Raw genomic sequence first — 16,797 nt, 5'->3', positions numbered from 1 at the left:
AAATAATTAAATCCTATGAAATCTTTCTATCTTTGTATTTATGAGCACATTATTAGATATAGGACAAAAGCCATACAATCATTATGGATCTTATTTAAAGAAAAAATATAATGGTCAACGCGTATATAAAGTTATCGTGGATGGAAATTTTACTTGTCCTAATCGCGATGGAAGTAAGGGATATGGCGGTTGTTCGTATTGTAATGTCGATTCATTTACGCCAGAATCAGCTCGTAAATTACCAACCATTCGTGAACAAGTAGAAGAAGGAATTAAAAGAGCTAGGGAAGGTTACCGTGCCGATAAATTTGTCATTTACTTTCAACCGAATACCAACACCTATGCTCCAGCTCATTTTTTAAAAACAATGTATGATGAAGCTTTAGCAGTATGCCCCGAGGATACAGTCGGACTGTCTGTAGGAACACGCCCAGATTGCATCGATTTTGAGAAAGTAGCCTTATTGGAGAGCTATTGTGATCGTTTTGATGTTGATTTGGAGATGGGTATGGAGTCGATCTATGATGATACGTTGAACCGTATAAACCGGGGATGTTCACATGAAGAGTTGCAAAAAGCTTTAAAATTGGTAGAAAATAGTCCTTTGGAAATTTGTGTACATACGATTTTCGGTTTTCCATGGGAAACAAAGGAAATGATGCTGAAATATGCGAATGAAATTAATAAGCATCCTCAAATTAAATTTGTGAAGTTGCATCATTTACATATCGTAGAAGGTTCTATTATGGGAGTTCAGTATAAGCGAGAACCTTTCCATGTATTTTCTATTGATGAATATTGTGATTTTCTGGCCGAATTTATTCCATTATTACGACCAGATATTGTGATTCAGCGTTTATTTGGATTGGCGGATCAAGATCTATTAATTGCACCCAACTGGGGAATGAAGAAATCCGCAATTCAAAGCTATATTGACAAGGCTTTAGAAAGAAAAAAAGCCATTCAAGGCTCTAAATATTTAGGATAAGAAGAAAGGGCTATACAGCCCTTTCTTTTTATCCTTCTATGATTGATTTTAAATCAGCCGGAGAATAATTAATGGATTTCAGTGTTTTATTATCTTCAGCTCTGAAGACTAAAAATAGCCCATCCACTTCTTTATAATAACTCTCCACATCCTTTGTATCTTTATAATGTTTTATCGTTGCTTCTGCCTCTTCTATCGATTGACAAGCTTTGCTCATATTTGAACGTTGTACCTCTTCAAATAAGGCGTTGAATTTGTCTTTTAAGCCAAATTCAAGAACAGCACCTGATAATACATATTGAATGTCACACAAGGCATCTGCTACCTCTACAAGATCATTATTTTGAATTGCTTCTTCTAGTTCTTTTAATTCTTCGGCAATCAGAGATACACGTAATGCACTTCTTTTTTCGTCAGGAATAGTAGGGGTATCTAAAATCGGATGTTGAAAAGTTTTATGAAATTCAGCGACCGATGTTAACGTTTTTGGATCTGTCATGATATGGATGATTTTTGCTAAATTATATAATATTCTGTAATTATAAAAAGAGATTGTAAGAAAAAAAGCAGCTATAAAAGCTGCTTTCTATATTAATAAGAGTAATTTCTAAATTAAATGTTTCAATTGAACTAATTCTCGTTCTTCAATATATCTCCAACGACCTCTAGGTAAATCCTTTTTAGTCAAGTTAGCATATACAACACGATCAAGTTTAATTACTTCGTAGCCTAGTGATTCAAAAATACGTCTTACGATACGATTTTTACCACTATGAATTTGGATACCAACTTCTTTTTTACTTGCACCCGTTACGAAACTTAAATCATCAGGTTTTATAAAACCATCTTCTAACTCCAAACCAAATTCGATTTTATTGAAATCGCCTTGTGTTAAATTTTTATTTAATTCTACGTTATAGATCTTGCTGATATTATTACGAGGATGTGATAATTTTTCTGCTAAATTACCATCATTAGTCATTAATAATAAACCAGTGGTGTTTCTATCTAATCGACCTACAGGATAAATACGTTCTTTTGTTGCTTTTGAAACCAACTCCATGACCGTATGACGTTCTTGAGGATCATCCGTAGTGGTGATATAATCTTTTGGTTTATTCAATAAAACGTAAACCATTTTTTCACGTTTCAAGCGCTCACCGTTATATTTGATATCGTCTTTAGCCGGATCAACTTTTGTTCCCAATTCTGTCACGAATTCTCCATTGACACTCACAACACCAGCAGCAATCAGTTCGTCCGCTTTTCTTCTAGAACATATGCCAGAGTTTGCAATGTAACGATTTAAACGGATTGTACCATCATCTTCTTTTGAATATTTAGAACGTTTAGGTCTTTCTGTATATTTTTTTTCACCAGAAGACTCTTTACGATCCTCCTCGTTATTGAATTTTTTGTATGAAGATTTGTACTGTCTATCCGATCTGTCAAAATTTCCTTTTCTATCAGGGCTTTCATTATCAAATTTTCTGAACGGTCTGTCCCCACCAAAAGATTTACCTTCTTTGTTGAATGGTTTGTCGAAAGTTCTTTTTCTATCGGAGTTTTCACCATCGAATTTCTTGAACGGTCTGTCTCCGCCGAAAGCTCTGCCTTCTTTGTTGAACGGTTTGTCGAAAGTTCTTTTTCTATCGGAGTTTTCACCATCAAACTTCTTGAATGGTCTATCTCCTCCGAAAGCTCTACCTTCTTTGTTGAACGGTTTGTCGAAACTTCTTTTTCTGCCTGAGCTTTCCCCATCAAATTTCTTGAATGGTCTGTCTCCACCAAAAGATTTACCATCTTTGTTAAACGGCTTGTCGAAACTTCTCTTTCTATCGGAGCTTTCACCATCAAATTTTTTGAACGGTCTGTCTCCACCAAAAGATTTACCATCTTTGTTAAACGGTTTGTCGAAACTTCTTTTTCTGTCAGAGTTTTCCCCATCAAATTTTTTGAACGGTCTATCACCTCCAAAAGATTTTCTGTCGTTATTGTATGGTTTGTCTGTGTTATCTTTATTACCGAATGAAGAAGTTCTCGGTCTTTTATTGTCTTTGAAATTAGAGGATCTTTCATCCTTTGAACGATCACCTCTTGGTTTGAAGTTTTCTGAGGTACTTCTTGAGTTTTTGGACTTGTCATCACGACTGTTCCTTTTATTGCTGAATGGCATCTTATTACGATAAAATAATGTGAACGGCAAAGTTAGCTATAATATTCCTTTATTCGCTAGAAATTATAATTATTTTTAAATGGTCGATCAAAAGTTACAAAAGAATCAAGGTTTAAAGCGATTTAAACCCTGAAAAGTAGTAAGTGTTTGTTTTTTAGGCAAATAGTCTTTATCTTTGTTGCCTTGAATTTGTACCAAGCTATTTTTTGATCGATTTTATCGTGGATAGGGTAGCATTAAGGGAGTGAATGTTTAGAAAAAAAGTACTATGTTGTAGTCTGATTTTGTCAGCGTTAGTGTTGTCAAAATTGTACTCAAACCCAAACAGAATTGCTAGAGGTGGTGATAAGATCATTACTGTGATAGCGCCGAATAATCTTTCGCGTGAGGGAGATGAAAAGGAAAAAAATGATGATGACGACAATAGTCATTATTTAAGTTCATTAACATTTGCAAATGATACACTACCTATTAATAGGCCCAATGTAGAAAGCAAATTGTTAAGATATTTTAAAAATTTCTCTTTTAAGAAAAGAGGTTCTTACAGTCTACATAAAAAAGCAGAAGCCTATCTGCCTAAGATTGAAAAGATTTTAGCATCTTATAATATTCCTGAAGACTTCAAGTACATCCCATTAGTAGAAAGTGGATTGGATCGCGGTGTGGTTTCTTCTAAAGGAGCTGGAGGTTACTGGCAATTTATGCCTGCTACAGCGAGATTATACGGATTGAAAGTAAATGGTAGCGTTGATGAAAGATTAGACTTGGTTAAATCAACTCATGCCGCTGCTAAATACATTAAATCACTGTATAAGGAGTTTGGAAATTGGACCCTGGTTGCTGCAGCCTATAATGTAGGAGGGGGAAGCCTAAAAGGAACAATCAGACGCCAAAAAGAAGATAGTTATTACGATTTGAAATTAAATAATGAGACAGGTTCATATGTCTATAAATTAATTTCAATGAAGGAAATTATCGAAAATCCACAGAAGCATGGTTATACACGCTATGCTAATCGAGTAGATAAAGACGAAGATAATTCAAAAGAAAATTTACTATAAAAAAGAAAGGGCTTGAATAATTTTATTCAAGCCCTTTCTTTTTTATAGTAATCTCATTATCTCAAATCCACTATTTCATACCCACTATATTTTCCTTTATTAAAGGTAAATAAACTGCTGTCTAAATTTTTGTTAGCAGTTTGTGTTTTAATGGTATAATTGTATTTACCTCCATTTTTATCAAATACAGTCGCATCGTGAATAAGTTTTGTAGACTTATTGATGCGCAATTTGATTTTGGAGTAATTCTTTTTTGTGTCCGTTGGACTTAATTCTACTACATTTAATACCGTTGTTCCAGATTTTTCATTGGCCGCTAACGTATATTTAAATCCAGTTTTGTAAAAGCTAAAAATATTACTTGGATCTATGGCATCAGCACTTTTCTCTACTTCTGCCATTTGAACTTCTTTTTCATTCTTTAAGATCGTATAGAGGTTTTTACCATCAGATATCATATCTTGACTTTTCATCGAAATTTGGTATCTGTTATTTTTCTTATCCAAATAAAGAGTACCAGCATCCGCGTATGCAGATTTGTTAGCTCCCTGCACAGCAGAAAAAGAAAAATTTGCTTGCACACTCTGATAACTGTCGTATTTTTTACTGACTTCAGCTAAAATTTTTTTTGCAGCTGCATCTTGTTGTGCAAAAGCTGAGGTCGCGCATACTAAGGTTAACATGCTAACCAAAAAGCTCATCGATTTTTTCATTTTTTTTAATCCTTCCTTAATGTTTCTAAAAACTGTTCCAAAGAATATTCATCAGGATAAAGTACTTCACGTGCTTTACTCCCTTCAAAAGGACCAACAATACCTGCTGATTCCAATTGATCGATTATTCTTCCAGCTCTATTGTAGCCCAACTTCAATTTACGTTGGATTAAAGAGGTTGACCCTTGTTGATGCATAACGATTAGGCGTGCAGCTTCTTCAAATAATTGATCTCGGTCAGAGAAATCAAAATCTGTTGACCCTGAACCATCGCCATTCTCATCCACGTATTCCGGTAACATAAATGCCGAAGGATATCCTCGCTGACCACCGATAAAGTCAGAAATCATTTCTACTTCAGGGGTATCGACAAATGCACATTGAATACGAATCAAATCACTACCTGTTGATAAAAGCATATCCCCACGACCTATTAACTGATCGGCACCTCCAGAATCTAAAATAGTACGTGAATCTACTTTAGATAATACGCGGAATGCCAAACGAGCCGGGAAATTGGCTTTAATCGTTCCTGTAATGATATTGACTGAAGGACGTTGGGTGGCAATCACTAAGTGAATACCTACTGCACGAGCTAATTGTGCTAAACGTGCAATTGGTGTTTCTACTTCTTTACCAGCCGTCATCATCAAGTCGGCAAACTCATCTACTATAAGAACTATAAAGGGTAAGAATCGATGACCCTCCTCAGGGTTTAATCTGCGATTGACAAATTTTGCATTATATTCTTTTAAATTACGAACATGACCGTTCTTTAACAAATCATATCGTTGATCCATCTCAATACAAAGAGAATTTAATGTATTGATAACCTTCTTTGTATCTGTAATAATAGCATCTTCTTCTCCAGGTAGCTTCGCTAAAAAGTGACGTTCTACCTTTTTGAACAATGAAAGTTCTACTTTTTTTGGATCGACCAATACGAATTTTAATTCCGCTGGATGTTTTTTGTAAAGTAATGAAGTCAAAATAGCGTTGATACCAACAGATTTACCTTGTCCAGTAGCACCCGCAACGAGTAAGTGGGGCATTTTGGCTAAATCTGCAATATATACTTCATTTGATATTGTTTTCCCCAATGCAATAGGAAGATCCATATCTGTTTTTTGGAATTTCTCGGTAGCAATAATAGATTTCATAGATACCATTTCAGGGTTGCTATTTGGTACCTCAATCCCGATGGTACCTTTCCCTGGCATTGGCGCGATAATACGTATCCCTAAAGCGGCTAAACTTAGCGCGATATCATCTTCTAAATTTTTAATTTTTGAAATACGAACTCCCGGTTTCGGAATGATCTCATATAAAGTAACTGTAGGGCCAATTGTTGCCTTTATGTGCTCAATTTCAATGTTATAATTTCTTAAGGTATCAACGATTCTATTTTTATTCGCTTCTAACTCTTGCTGATTAATAGTAATTTTTCCAGTACCATAATCTTTTAATAAATCCAATGTCGGATGTTGGTAACCTGCCAAATCAAGTTTAGGGTCATATTGACCAAACTGTGCAACTAGATCATTCGCTGTTATTGTTTTTTCCTCTTTTAACGATTCGACTTCTAACTCATGATGCTCTTCTACTTCGATAACAGGATCCAATTCTAACGGTTCATCTACTGTAAAAGAGATGCTATTATCTACTACAGGATTGGGATGTTGCTCAACGTTAAAACTGTCTTCTATGTCAAAAGGAATGATTACTTTGTTTTCTGGTTGAATTTCGTTGACAGGTAAAATGATTTCTTTATGTGGAATAACAGATTCCTCATTTAATTTGATTTCACTATTTCTACCAGATTGAAATTTATCATTTAGACTAGGAGGAGGGGTGTAAGATTCTCTTCTATTGACTAAAGGTTCCGAGTCAATACTTTCAGATTTACGAATGGTATTACTATAATTGCCATCGTCTTCATCATCATCTTCTTCAAAAAATTCTTCTTCTACCTTTTTTCTGGAGTCAAAAATGCTAAATTTTAAGTCCAAGTTATAGATTAAAATTAATGTTGTAAGACACGCAAAGATTAAAATTCCAGCTACACCTACAGTTCCTATTTGCGCCTCTAATAATTTATTTGTCCAAAAACCAAACTTTCCTTCTAAGATATGAGGTGCCTTTTCTATAAAACTATGGAAAAAACCCAATGTCACCGAAATGAATACAATAGCAATGAATGAATATATGATGGTGCGAAAAACAGGTAGTATTGATTTTTTATATAATAATCTATATCCAATTACAAACAATACTAATAAGAATAGAAACGAAGCAACCCCAAACCAATTGTAAATAAATTGGTTTGCAAATAAGGCACCATATTTTCCTAGTTTATTTTGAACGATAGGTAAGTCTATGTCAGGATCATCTATTTCATCAGCGGTATTCATTACTGTGCCCCATCCGCCATTGGAAGAAGCAATATAACTTTGATCTTCTGACCATGTAAATAAATAGGAGACAAATGCAACTCCCAATAAAACAGCACATAACAATAGAAAAGCTCCAAAAATTTTAATTAATTTTTGTTGCACTTCTGATAAATCTCTAGCAGGAGATTGCTCTTTATTTTCGAACTTTTTATTTATTGGAGTTTCCTTTTTTGTACTCCTTTTCGTTGATGTATTAGCGCTAGACGGTCTAAATGTATTTCCTTTATTTGACATGAATATTTCACAATTATCCTTCATACAAACTTAAGTATTTAGACGGAAATTTAATTGTGTTATAAACCTTTTATTTTTCGTTGTAGCATTTTATTTATAACAAACGTCTTTTATACAGACGGTCGTTGAACTTTATTGAAAATAAAAAAATGAAAATGAAAAAGGCATTATTTTTTGGATTAACTGTAATGGTCCTCATGCTGACATTGAATTCTTGCAATAAGCTAGATGATGATTATTCTTATGTAGAAATATCAGCGGTGTCAGCGGTGAATGTTGTCCCTGGCTCTGCTGGTTTGGATATCGGATTAGACCAAAACAAGTTGAATAATGGTTGGGAAGTGTTTTCCTACAATCATGTTTTAAATTATAAAAACGCATATCCCGGCAATCGGTTAGTTCGAGTCTTTGACCCTAAGGCGATGGCTGGTGATACTGCACTTGTGCGTAAAAATGTAAATTTTACACCTGGAAAATATTACAGTTTGTATATCATAGGAAAAGATAAAATAGATGTACTCGCTACCGAAGACGATTTTGGCGTGTTGAAAACGGGACTGGCTAAATTCAGATTTATGAATTTAAGTCCAGAGGCACCTAAACTAACACTAACATTGAATACGACAGATAGTTTATCTGTGAAAGACAAAATGTATAAAGATTTAAGTGCATTTAAAAATATTAAGAGTAGTGAAACCTATACCTTGAAAATCAATGGTGCGGGTATGACAGAACTGGTAGGAGAGTTTAAACCTGAAGATAAGGAAGTCTATACCATTTATGCTGCTGGATTAAAGTCAAGCAATGAAAGTAATAAAAAATATAGCTTTCAAATCGTTAAGCATAAATAGCTTGAAAGTTAGATTATAATTTTGGTTGATTATAATGGTTAAGCCTGCTCTGAAAAGAGCAGGTTTTTTATTTATCCTACTGTATTTAATCGAATCGGTATGATATACTTGACATGTACCGTTATTCCCCTTTGCACTCCAGGTTCCCAGTTTTTCATTTTTTTAAGTACCTTAATCGCTGCTTCTCCAGTTCCATAACCGAGGTCTGTTTTGATCTTAAAATCTTTTGGTTGTCCACTTTTATCGATAACGAATTCAACTTCTACGATGCCATTTATACGTGCAAGTAACGCTTGTTTGGGATAATCATAGTTGGAACCAATGAAGCGCATCAATGCTAGGATTCCATCAGGATAGGTGGGTTCTTTCGAACCTTTTGTAGCATCATAAGAAGTTTTATTACCGAGTGAATCCGTTGTAACGCCCGATATAAGTTTATTTTCTTTAAAAGTTTCTACGAAAGTGTATTTCTTGTTGTCAAAATGTCCTTTCCACTCGCCATCTTTTTTATGGTTCACATAACTTCCTTCTTCGTAACTATAGGAGTTTTCTGAAACAGCAAAACCATTTCCGTCTTTTAAAAGTACCTTTCCTGTTGAGTCTTCATAGATTAAATAAAGAGGTTCTTCAATTTTATATTTTCCTTTTTTACCTATAGTAAAAGGGTAATATAGAACAGATTTAATTTTTCCGTTTTCATGATAATAAAAAGCCGTATCAATTTGCTCTGATTGATTCGAGAACATTTCTTCTGATTTCAGATTACCATTTTCAAAGAGCTCATATTTTTTACCTTTAAATTTTGTTCCAGCGATATCTGTTACGGTACCTTGTAGTTTTAGCGCTTTATTGGATGTATAAAATTCTTCAACAATTCTATCTTTTGTATTTTGATCTGGAATGTTGACGATTCGTGTGTAATATGCTTTTTCTAATTCTTTCGTTACGTTTCCATCTTTTGTATATAGGGTTTGAAAACTAATTTGGGCATAGCCCGTGATACAAGTCAGTACAAACAGAACAATAAGTAGGATCTCTTTTCTCATAAAATTTAAAGATTGTGGTTGCTATATCCTCATTTAAATGAGGATATAGCAGTAAAGTTTTACAAAATATAAATAGCCGCTTTAAACGGCTATTTATATTGATGATTCTGCTTACTCAGCAATAATCAAATAATAATTTTTCTTTCCTCTTTGCGCAATGATATATTGATCATTGATCAGATTAGAAGTATCAATATTTTGTTCAATATCGGTTGCCTTCTCTCGATTGATAGACACACCACCACCTTGCAGCATTTTACGCGCTTCTCCTTTTGACGGGAAAATTTGCGTCGTAACCGCTAAAAGATCTAAAATATTAATTCCATTAACTAAGGACTCTCTAGACACCTTAAATTGTGGAATACCTTCAAATACATCTAAAACACCTTCATGATCCAATCCGTTCAAGAATTCTAATGTTCCGTTACCAAATAAGAAATCAGAAGTTTTAATAGCGGTATCATAAGCTTCTTCCGAATGGGTACGGATGGTGATATCTTGTGCTAAAGCTTTTTGTACAGCACGTGTGTGTGGCGCAGCATCATGTTCCGCAATAATAGCATCAATTTCTTCTTGTGACTTTAATGTAAAAATCTTGATCCAGTTTTTAGCATCATCATCAGAAGTGTTTAACCAAAACTGGTAATATTTGTAAGGAGAAGTCTTCTTTGCATCTAACCAGATTGCACCAGATTCTGTTTTACCAAATTTCTGACCATCTGCTTTTTTTATCAACTGTGTTGTAATGGCAAAAGCAGTTCCTTGATCTTGACGACGGATGAATTCCGTACCTGTTACAATATTTCCCCATTGGTCAGACCCACCCATTTGCACTTGACAATTATGGTGTTTCCATAGATAATAGAAGTCGTATCCTTGAATCAATTGGTACGAAAATTCTGTAAATGAAAGACCGTTTTCGCCTTCCAAACGTTTTTTTACAGAATCTTTAGCCATCATATAGTTAACAGTAATTAATTTACCGACATCACGAATGAAATCCAAAAATTTAAAATCTTTGAACCAATCATAATTGTTAACCATTTTGGCATCGTTTACACCTTCTCCAAATGCAAGAAATTTGCCTAACTGATTTTTTAGACATTCCACATTGTGGTTTAATGTGTTTTCGTCTAATAAGTTACGTTCTGCAGATTTGAAAGAAGGGTCTCCAATCATTCCTGTTGCACCACCAACCAAAGCAACAGGTTTATGTCCTGCATTTTGGAAATGGATTAACGTCATGATTTGCGTCAAGTGACCTACGTGTAAAGAGTCTCCAGTGGGATCAAAACCAATATAACCAGATACCTTTTCTTTATTTAATAAGTCCTCAGTTCCGGGCATAATGTCTTGAAGCATGCCTCTCCAGCGTAATTCTTCTACAAAGCTCATTGTGTAAAATGGGTTAAAATTTTTAATATAAGCCACAAATATAAGAGATTAAGCTGTATATTGAGTGCATATTTCTCGTTAAATAATAGCGATAAACATAAAAATGTAGTTATGAATTTTTTGTCACACTTTTATTTTGAACGTTTTGCGACTACTCCAGAGCGGGTTGTAGGAAGTCTATTACCAGACTTATTGAAAAACGCTGATAAGGATTTTGCGCTGAGACCAAATAACTTCGAAGATCGATTAAGTGCAAATCCGTTACATGGAGAATTATTGAAAGGCTGGAATGGACATATTGAGGTCGACCGTTTATTTCACAATTCAGATTATTTCTTTCATCATACACATGAAATCAAAGATTGTATTAAAGAAGAATTGCAAGGATTAGAAATTAGACCCTCATTTTTTGCCCATATTGCGTTAGAGCTACTCTTGGATCATCAATTGATCCAACATAAAGCCATATCTATTGACCGGTTTTATCTCATGTTAGAAAAAGTAAATCGCGATTCTTTACGATCTTTCTTACAGATAAACGAATTAAATGACATCCAAAAATTTGATGTTTTTTATGATAAATTCAAAGAGGTTAAATATATTTACGAATATGCAGATTTAGAGCAGATCACTCGATCCTTATTTCAAATTTGTCGAAGATTATGGACTTTTGAAATTCAAGAAGAACAAGTTTTATTGATAATCGCTAAATTGGCTCAATATAGGAAAGACCATTTAAATAATTTTAATGAAATCTACCACTACATACAGCACGAAATGATCGATTTCGAATAGTATTTTTGTTGTATACCTGCTATCACCCTTATTTTTTTTATTTTCGTAACCAATTACTTAACATTTAACATTCATTACATGTTTAAAAGACTTTTTCGAAAGAAAAGTGTAGATCAGATTTTATACGACTCCGAGCATGGAGAAGGTACAGGACTTGCAAAAGTACTTGGCGTACGAGATTTGGTTTCACTTGGTATCGCAGCTATTGTAGGCGCAGGGATTTTTAGTACAATAGGATTAGCGAGCTATGAAGGTGGACCAGCAGTTTCGCTTTTGTTTATATTCACAGCTATTGCCTGTGTATTTACCGCTTTGGCCTATGCACAGTTTGCAAGCACTGTTCCCGTATCTGGGAGTGCTTATACTTACGCATATGTGGCTTTTGGAGAACTATTTGCCTGGATTATTGGTTGGGCATTGGTGCTAGAGTATGCTGTTTCCAATACTGTTATTGCCATCTCTTGGTCTCAATATTTTGTATCGATGTTAGAGGGATTCGGTATTCAGATACCTGCATGGCTGTCTATGGCTCCAGGATATGCTTTAGATGCTGCACAAAAACTTTCGGAGAAAGGAGCAGATAGCTTAACAGCTATAGATAAACATGGATTAGAAGCTTATTTGAATGCTCCCCGCATAGGAGGAATACCTATTATATTTGATTTACCGGCAGGTATCATCACCGTTTTGGTGACCGCTTTGGTATACATTGGTATTAAAGAATCGCAACGTGCAAGTACCATCATGGTGATGATCAAGGTGGGAATTATTTTAGCTGTTATTTTTGGCGGTATTTTTTATATAAAGCCTGAGAATTGGACACCATTTGCTCCTAACGGTATGCACGGTGTGATGGGAAGTGTCGCTGCAGTATTCTTTGCTTTTATTGGTTTTGACTCTATTTCTACCACGGCAGAAGAGTGTAAGGATCCACAACGTGATTTACCAAAGGCAATGATCTGGTGTTTAGTCATCTGTACGATATTGTACGTGGCTATTACCTTAGTCTTAACAGGAATGGTGAACTACACAGAATTGAATGTAAAAGATCCTTTAGCTTTTGTGTTTAAATATGTTGGGTTCGATTATATGGCGGGTATTATCTCCATTACGTCCGTTATTGCTATTACAAGTGCCTTGTTGGTCTATCAATTGGCACAACCTAGAATTTGGATGACCATGAGCCGTGATGGATTGATGTCAAAACGATTTGCAAGAGTGCATCCCAAATATAAAACACCTTCGTATGCCACGATCGTCACGGGAATAGTCGTGGGAATTCCGTCATTGTTCTTTAAAATGGACTTTTTTGTGGATCTAACAAGTGTCGGTACCTTTTTTGCATTTATTATGGTATGCGCAGGTGTGCTGTATATGGATTTCTCTGGTTTATCTCAAAAATCCAAATTCAAAGTTCCTTATGTAAATGGGAAATACTTAGTCGGTCTTGGGTTGTTAGTGACCATCGTGCTGATGTTGATCTACGGACAATCTATCTTGTTAGAATGGAAAAGCTTACCTTTTATGGAGATTATCAAACATAAAGTTTTGATTATCGTGTTTTGGTTGACTTGGTTGGGGTTAAGTATTTATAGTTTTAAAATGAATTTCTCTTTACTACCTGTAACGGGTATTTTGATTAATTTATATTTAATGACAGAATTAGGAGCCAGTAACTGGATTATCTTTATTATTTGGCTGATTGGTGGACTTGTGATCTATTTCTTATATGGCTATAAGCACTCCAAGTTAAATAGGGACAGTATGTCATCTTCCTTATAAAATGGCATAAAAAAAGCTCTAAACAACGTTTAGAGCTTTTTTTATGTCTTTAGAATCTCCATAGTAATATGCGACCTACTTTGTTTCCTTGTTCCATTCGGATGACCTCCATTTCAGTCACATTCATTTTCTTTAATTTATGTTGTAAACCTCTGATATCTTCGCGATGCGCTACCAATGTGGAGAACCATTTTACTTGTTCTTTGTAAAATTGGCTTTCAAAAATCATCCTTCCTATGAATGCTTTTTCACCACCATCACACCAGAGTTCACTCCCTTGGCCAGCGAAACTCTGTACTATTTTATCTTCGGATGTTGTTTTTAAGCTTTTCACTTTACGATCAGCTTGTGCTAACGCTTCTAATTGAGAAGAGAAAAAAGGAGGATTACAAATCACCATATCATACTTTTCATCCTCCAAGATAATATCTTTAAAAATGGCTTTCGGGTTATTTTGTAATCTAATTTGCACATTGTTCTTCAGTTCCGGATTTAACCGAACGATTTCAATGGCATTCTTATAAGCTTTTTTTACAATCTCGGATCCTACAAATGACCATCCATATTCATGGTGGCCCACAATTGGATAAATACAGTTTGCACCAACACCGATGTCTAAAATTTTAACTTGTTTTCCTTTCGGAATCTCATTGTTATTTGCTTTCGCTAAGATATCAGCAACATAATGGATATAATCAGCACGTCCAGGAATAGGAGGACATAAATTTTCTTTGGGGACATCCCAAAATTGAATATTGTAATATTGTTGAAGTAAGCCTTTGTTTAACAGTTTAACTGCCTCAGGATTTGTAAAATCTATTGTTTTGGTTTGGTAATCATTGACAAAAACAAACTCCTTTAGTTCTGGAATGATTTTGATGAGTTTAACGAAATCATACGCATGAAGATGTTTATTTCTAGGATGAAGTTTCTTCGTTGTGGGAGTTGTTGCTGTTCCTGCCATATATTATGTATTTGACGCAAAAATAAGCTTTTATTTTAAGACATCCGTTAAATAAAATATGTCTGGATTCAAAACGATGTTTCTTTTTCTTGGACATAAAAAATGCTCCCAGAAAGTGATTCACTTTCTGGGAGCATTTTTTATAATTGTTCTTTTTAATTTTTCCTTTTCAGATCGATGATCGACGTTTGCGGTAAATTTAACGGAACACGCTCAATGGTCACAAAGCTGGCATCCAAACCAAATCCTTTTTCTTCGGATAAACTTAGTTTTTTAAGATAACCATATATCTCCATGATGATACGTTGAAACCAATTTAATTGATTTCCCTTTGATAATATCTTTTCCAGTACGACAAATTTAAAATCTCCAGGGATATTGTGTTTGCGTAAGGTGTCATATCGACTGGTAATATCAATTTCACCTTTTTCTACCATATCTTCTACGACTTTTCTGAATAGTAAACTGATCCGTTGTTCTTCTCTGAAACCAAGTTTAAAATCGATACGAATTAATTTCCCAGGGATCAACTGATCAATCGTATATTCACGGGTATAGGGATGATCCATAACATCAACATGGAGCAACCAATATACATCTGCACGTTTTGGTTTTTTATTCAGTATCGAATAAATGATTTTAGATTCAATTTCTGATTTGAAATTAGCGCTAGTCAAGTATACCAGATGCGATGCATAAGGAGGTACAGACTTATCTTCACTAAGCTCTGAAATGATTGGATAATACTTGTCAATATTGATGAAGTTGACAAATCTATTTTTAATACGTCTAGCATTCCACCAAGCATACATGATGAGAAATAGAAGGGATGCCAATAATAGCGTTAACCAACCACCATGAACAATTTTTACACCATTTCCGAGTAAAAGAATGAGTTCTAATGCTAAATAGAATCCTGTAAACAACGCGATGATAAATTTGTTGACTTTTTTCATTGCCAAAAAGTACGTTACCAAAACGGTTGTTGTGAGGAACGTGAGGTTAATGGCCAATCCATATGCAGCTTCCATATTGCTGGATTCACCAAAAATTCGGATGATAACCATACATCCTGCCCACAAGATCAAATTGATAGAAGGTACATATAGTTGTCCTTTATGTTCACTTGGATAGCGGATGGCAACTTTAGGCCAAATATTCAAGCGGACAGCCTCAGAAATTAAAGTGTATGATCCAGAGATCATCGCTTGACTGGCAATTACTGCCGCTATGGTGGCAATAGCGATACCATAACCCAAGAACCAATGGGGCATAATGGCGTAAAAAGGATTGTTTTCCCCTAATACTTTACCTTCTTGAGTAAGTAACCAAGCGCCTTGTCCGAAGTAGTTGAGGACAAGTGTAAGTTTTACAAAAATCCAACTGATACGGATATTTCCTTTACCACAGTGCCCCATATCAGAATAGAGTGCTTCGGCACCTGTTGTACATAAAAACACAGCTCCAATAATAAACAAAGCATTGGGATAAGCAATTAATAGTTTGACGGCATAATAAGGATTAAATGCTTTTAATACTTCTAATTCCAAGTGTATATTCGTTAAACCTAAAATACCTATTGTTGAAAACCAAATCAACATGAGTGGTCCAAATATTTTGCCAACCACAGAAGTTCCGAAACGTTGAATAGCAAATAATAAGGTAATGATTGTAACAACGATCGGAATCGTCGGTAAACCTGGGTATTTAATGTCTAAACCTTCAATCGCAGAAGAAATAGTGATCGCAGGTGTAATCATTCCATCAGCAAGAAGCGTCGCCGCCCCAATCATCGCTGGAAAAATTAACCATGGAGCTCTTTTTCTGACAAGTGAAAATAAGGATAATATTCCTCCCTCGCCTTTATTGTCTGCCTGAAGCGTAATTAATACATATTTGACAGTAGTTTGAAGTGTAATCGTCCAAAAGACACATGATAAACCTCCTAAAACGAGCGCCTTATCAATTACACCTTTGTTCATTATCGCTTTAAAAACGTAAAGAGGAGAGGTACCAATATCTCCAAAAATTATCCCTAAACTAATGAGTAAACCTGCAAGACTTACTTTTTGTGCGGTACTTTGATGACTAGCCGTCATTTTTTTTATTTTTTTTAAGTGAAAAACCTTCTTTTTAACCTAATTATGAAGGTTCGTTAGCATTGAAAAACTTGTGCCAAATTTTAGCATTTTGTTTGACAACGCCAAATCTTGTTAAAAATTGTTAAATGAAAAATAATAATTCTAAATAAGCGCTAAATATTTAAACAAATATGCTACTTTTGTTGTTGATATATTGGTCTATAAATATTATATTTGATTAAACTTAAGCCAATTCAA

Annotated in this window: 13 protein-coding genes; 5 read left to right on the top strand and 8 right to left on the bottom strand. The window is 34.7% G+C overall.

Translation table 11 applies throughout. From position 1 onward, the window contains the following. The first annotated feature begins 40 nt into the window (after positions 1–40). On the top strand, positions 41–988 hold the full coding sequence (locus LZQ00_RS12495; protein WP_234509627.1) for a TIGR01212 family radical SAM protein: 948 nt from the start codon (positions 41–43) through the stop codon (positions 986–988). 28 nt (positions 989–1,016) lie between these two features. Here LZQ00_RS12495 and LZQ00_RS12490 read toward each other — a convergent pair whose 3' ends face one another. Together LZQ00_RS12490 and LZQ00_RS12485 are read right to left on the bottom strand one after the other, a co-directional pair. Continuing rightward, positions 1,017–1,487: a nucleoside triphosphate pyrophosphohydrolase family protein gene (locus LZQ00_RS12490; RefSeq protein ID WP_234509626.1), complete on the bottom strand. Its 471-nt coding sequence runs from the start codon at positions 1,485–1,487 to the stop codon at positions 1,017–1,019. Between the two features lie 108 nt (positions 1,488–1,595). After that, positions 1,596–3,164 carry a pseudouridine synthase gene (locus LZQ00_RS12485; protein ID WP_234509625.1) on the bottom strand — a complete coding sequence of 523 codons (1,569 nt, stop codon included), beginning with the start codon at positions 3,162–3,164 and terminating at the stop codon, positions 1,596–1,598. Positions 3,165–3,460: 296 nt separating this feature from the next. Here LZQ00_RS12485 and LZQ00_RS12480 point away from each other — a divergent pair, with 296 nt between their 5' ends. Further along, positions 3,461–4,225: a lytic transglycosylase domain-containing protein gene (locus tag LZQ00_RS12480; protein WP_234514806.1), complete on the top strand. Its 765-nt coding sequence runs from the start codon at positions 3,461–3,463 to the stop codon at positions 4,223–4,225. Between the two features lie 56 nt (positions 4,226–4,281). On the opposite strand, the gene LZQ00_RS12475 is transcribed toward LZQ00_RS12480, so the two are convergent. Together LZQ00_RS12475 and LZQ00_RS12470 are read right to left on the bottom strand one after the other, a co-directional pair. Further along, positions 4,282–4,938: a LolA family protein gene (locus LZQ00_RS12475; RefSeq protein ID WP_234509624.1), complete on the bottom strand. Its 657-nt coding sequence runs from the start codon at positions 4,936–4,938 to the stop codon at positions 4,282–4,284. Positions 4,939–4,943: 5 nt separating this feature from the next. Then, positions 4,944–7,625 carry an FtsK/SpoIIIE family DNA translocase gene (locus LZQ00_RS12470; RefSeq protein ID WP_234509623.1) on the bottom strand — a complete coding sequence of 894 codons (2,682 nt, stop codon included), beginning with the start codon at positions 7,623–7,625 and terminating at the stop codon, positions 4,944–4,946. Between the two features lie 155 nt (positions 7,626–7,780). On the opposite strand from LZQ00_RS12470, the gene LZQ00_RS12465 reads away from it, so the two are divergent. Further along, positions 7,781–8,476 (top strand): DUF4397 domain-containing protein, encoded by a 696-nt coding sequence (locus LZQ00_RS12465; protein WP_234509622.1) that lies wholly within the window; start codon positions 7,781–7,783, stop codon positions 8,474–8,476. A 71-nt stretch (positions 8,477–8,547) separates the two neighbouring features. On the opposite strand, the gene LZQ00_RS12460 is transcribed toward LZQ00_RS12465, so the two are convergent. Beyond that, positions 8,548–9,522: an energy transducer TonB gene (locus LZQ00_RS12460; RefSeq protein WP_234509621.1), complete on the bottom strand. Its 975-nt coding sequence runs from the start codon at positions 9,520–9,522 to the stop codon at positions 8,548–8,550. A gap of 111 nt (positions 9,523–9,633) precedes the next feature. Continuing rightward, on the bottom strand, positions 9,634–10,917 hold the full coding sequence (gene tyrS, locus LZQ00_RS12455; RefSeq protein ID WP_234509620.1) for a tyrosine--tRNA ligase: 1,284 nt from the start codon (positions 10,915–10,917) through the stop codon (positions 9,634–9,636). A 111-nt stretch (positions 10,918–11,028) separates the two neighbouring features. On the opposite strand from tyrS, the gene LZQ00_RS12450 reads away from it, so the two are divergent. Continuing rightward, the gene (locus LZQ00_RS12450; protein WP_234509619.1) at positions 11,029–11,712 is read left to right on the top strand and encodes a hypothetical protein; all 684 of its coding nucleotides are present in this window, start codon (positions 11,029–11,031) and stop codon (positions 11,710–11,712) included. 78 nt (positions 11,713–11,790) lie between these two features. After that, positions 11,791–13,494 (top strand): amino acid permease, encoded by a 1,704-nt coding sequence (locus tag LZQ00_RS12445; protein ID WP_234509618.1) that lies wholly within the window; start codon positions 11,791–11,793, stop codon positions 13,492–13,494. A gap of 49 nt (positions 13,495–13,543) precedes the next feature. Here the strand turns inward: LZQ00_RS12445 and rlmF are convergent, their stop codons facing one another. After that, positions 13,544–14,458, bottom strand: coding sequence for a 23S rRNA (adenine(1618)-N(6))-methyltransferase RlmF (gene rlmF / locus LZQ00_RS12440; protein WP_234509617.1), 915 nt, complete (start codon positions 14,456–14,458; stop codon positions 13,544–13,546). A gap of 155 nt (positions 14,459–14,613) precedes the next feature. After that, the gene (locus LZQ00_RS12435; RefSeq protein WP_234509616.1) at positions 14,614–16,557 is read right to left on the bottom strand and encodes a KUP/HAK/KT family potassium transporter; all 1,944 of its coding nucleotides are present in this window, start codon (positions 16,555–16,557) and stop codon (positions 14,614–14,616) included. Between the last annotated feature and the right edge of the window lie 240 nt (positions 16,558–16,797).

The organism is Sphingobacterium sp. SRCM116780, assembly GCF_021442025.1.
In the GTDB taxonomy this organism is placed as follows: Bacteria; Bacteroidota; Bacteroidia; order Sphingobacteriales; family Sphingobacteriaceae; genus Sphingobacterium.
Note: the sequence above shows the minus strand (reverse complement) of the source record. Positions and strands in the feature narration are given on the sequence as shown.

Coding starts and splice junctions, on each gene's coding strand:
- LZQ00_RS12435 (WP_234509616.1), bottom strand. CDS start 16,557: ATGACGGCTAGTCATCAAAGTACCGCACAAAAAGTAAGTCTTGCAGGT.
- tyrS (WP_234509620.1), bottom strand. CDS start 10,917: ATGAGCTTTGTAGAAGAATTACGCTGGAGAGGCATGCTTCAAGACATT.
- LZQ00_RS12460 (WP_234509621.1), bottom strand. CDS start 9,522: ATGAGAAAAGAGATCCTACTTATTGTTCTGTTTGTACTGACTTGTATC.
- rlmF (WP_234509617.1), bottom strand. CDS start 14,458: ATGGCAGGAACAGCAACAACTCCCACAACGAAGAAACTTCATCCTAGA.
- LZQ00_RS12485 (WP_234509625.1), bottom strand. CDS start 3,164: ATGCCATTCAGCAATAAAAGGAACAGTCGTGATGACAAGTCCAAAAAC.
- LZQ00_RS12445 (WP_234509618.1), top strand. CDS start 11,791: ATGTTTAAAAGACTTTTTCGAAAGAAAAGTGTAGATCAGATTTTATAC.
- LZQ00_RS12450 (WP_234509619.1), top strand. CDS start 11,029: ATGAATTTTTTGTCACACTTTTATTTTGAACGTTTTGCGACTACTCCA.
- LZQ00_RS12490 (WP_234509626.1), bottom strand. CDS start 1,487: ATGACAGATCCAAAAACGTTAACATCGGTCGCTGAATTTCATAAAACT.
- LZQ00_RS12495 (WP_234509627.1), top strand. CDS start 41: ATGAGCACATTATTAGATATAGGACAAAAGCCATACAATCATTATGGA.
- LZQ00_RS12470 (WP_234509623.1), bottom strand. CDS start 7,625: ATGTCAAATAAAGGAAATACATTTAGACCGTCTAGCGCTAATACATCA.
- LZQ00_RS12475 (WP_234509624.1), bottom strand. CDS start 4,938: ATGAAAAAATCGATGAGCTTTTTGGTTAGCATGTTAACCTTAGTATGC.
- LZQ00_RS12465 (WP_234509622.1), top strand. CDS start 7,781: ATGAAAAAGGCATTATTTTTTGGATTAACTGTAATGGTCCTCATGCTG.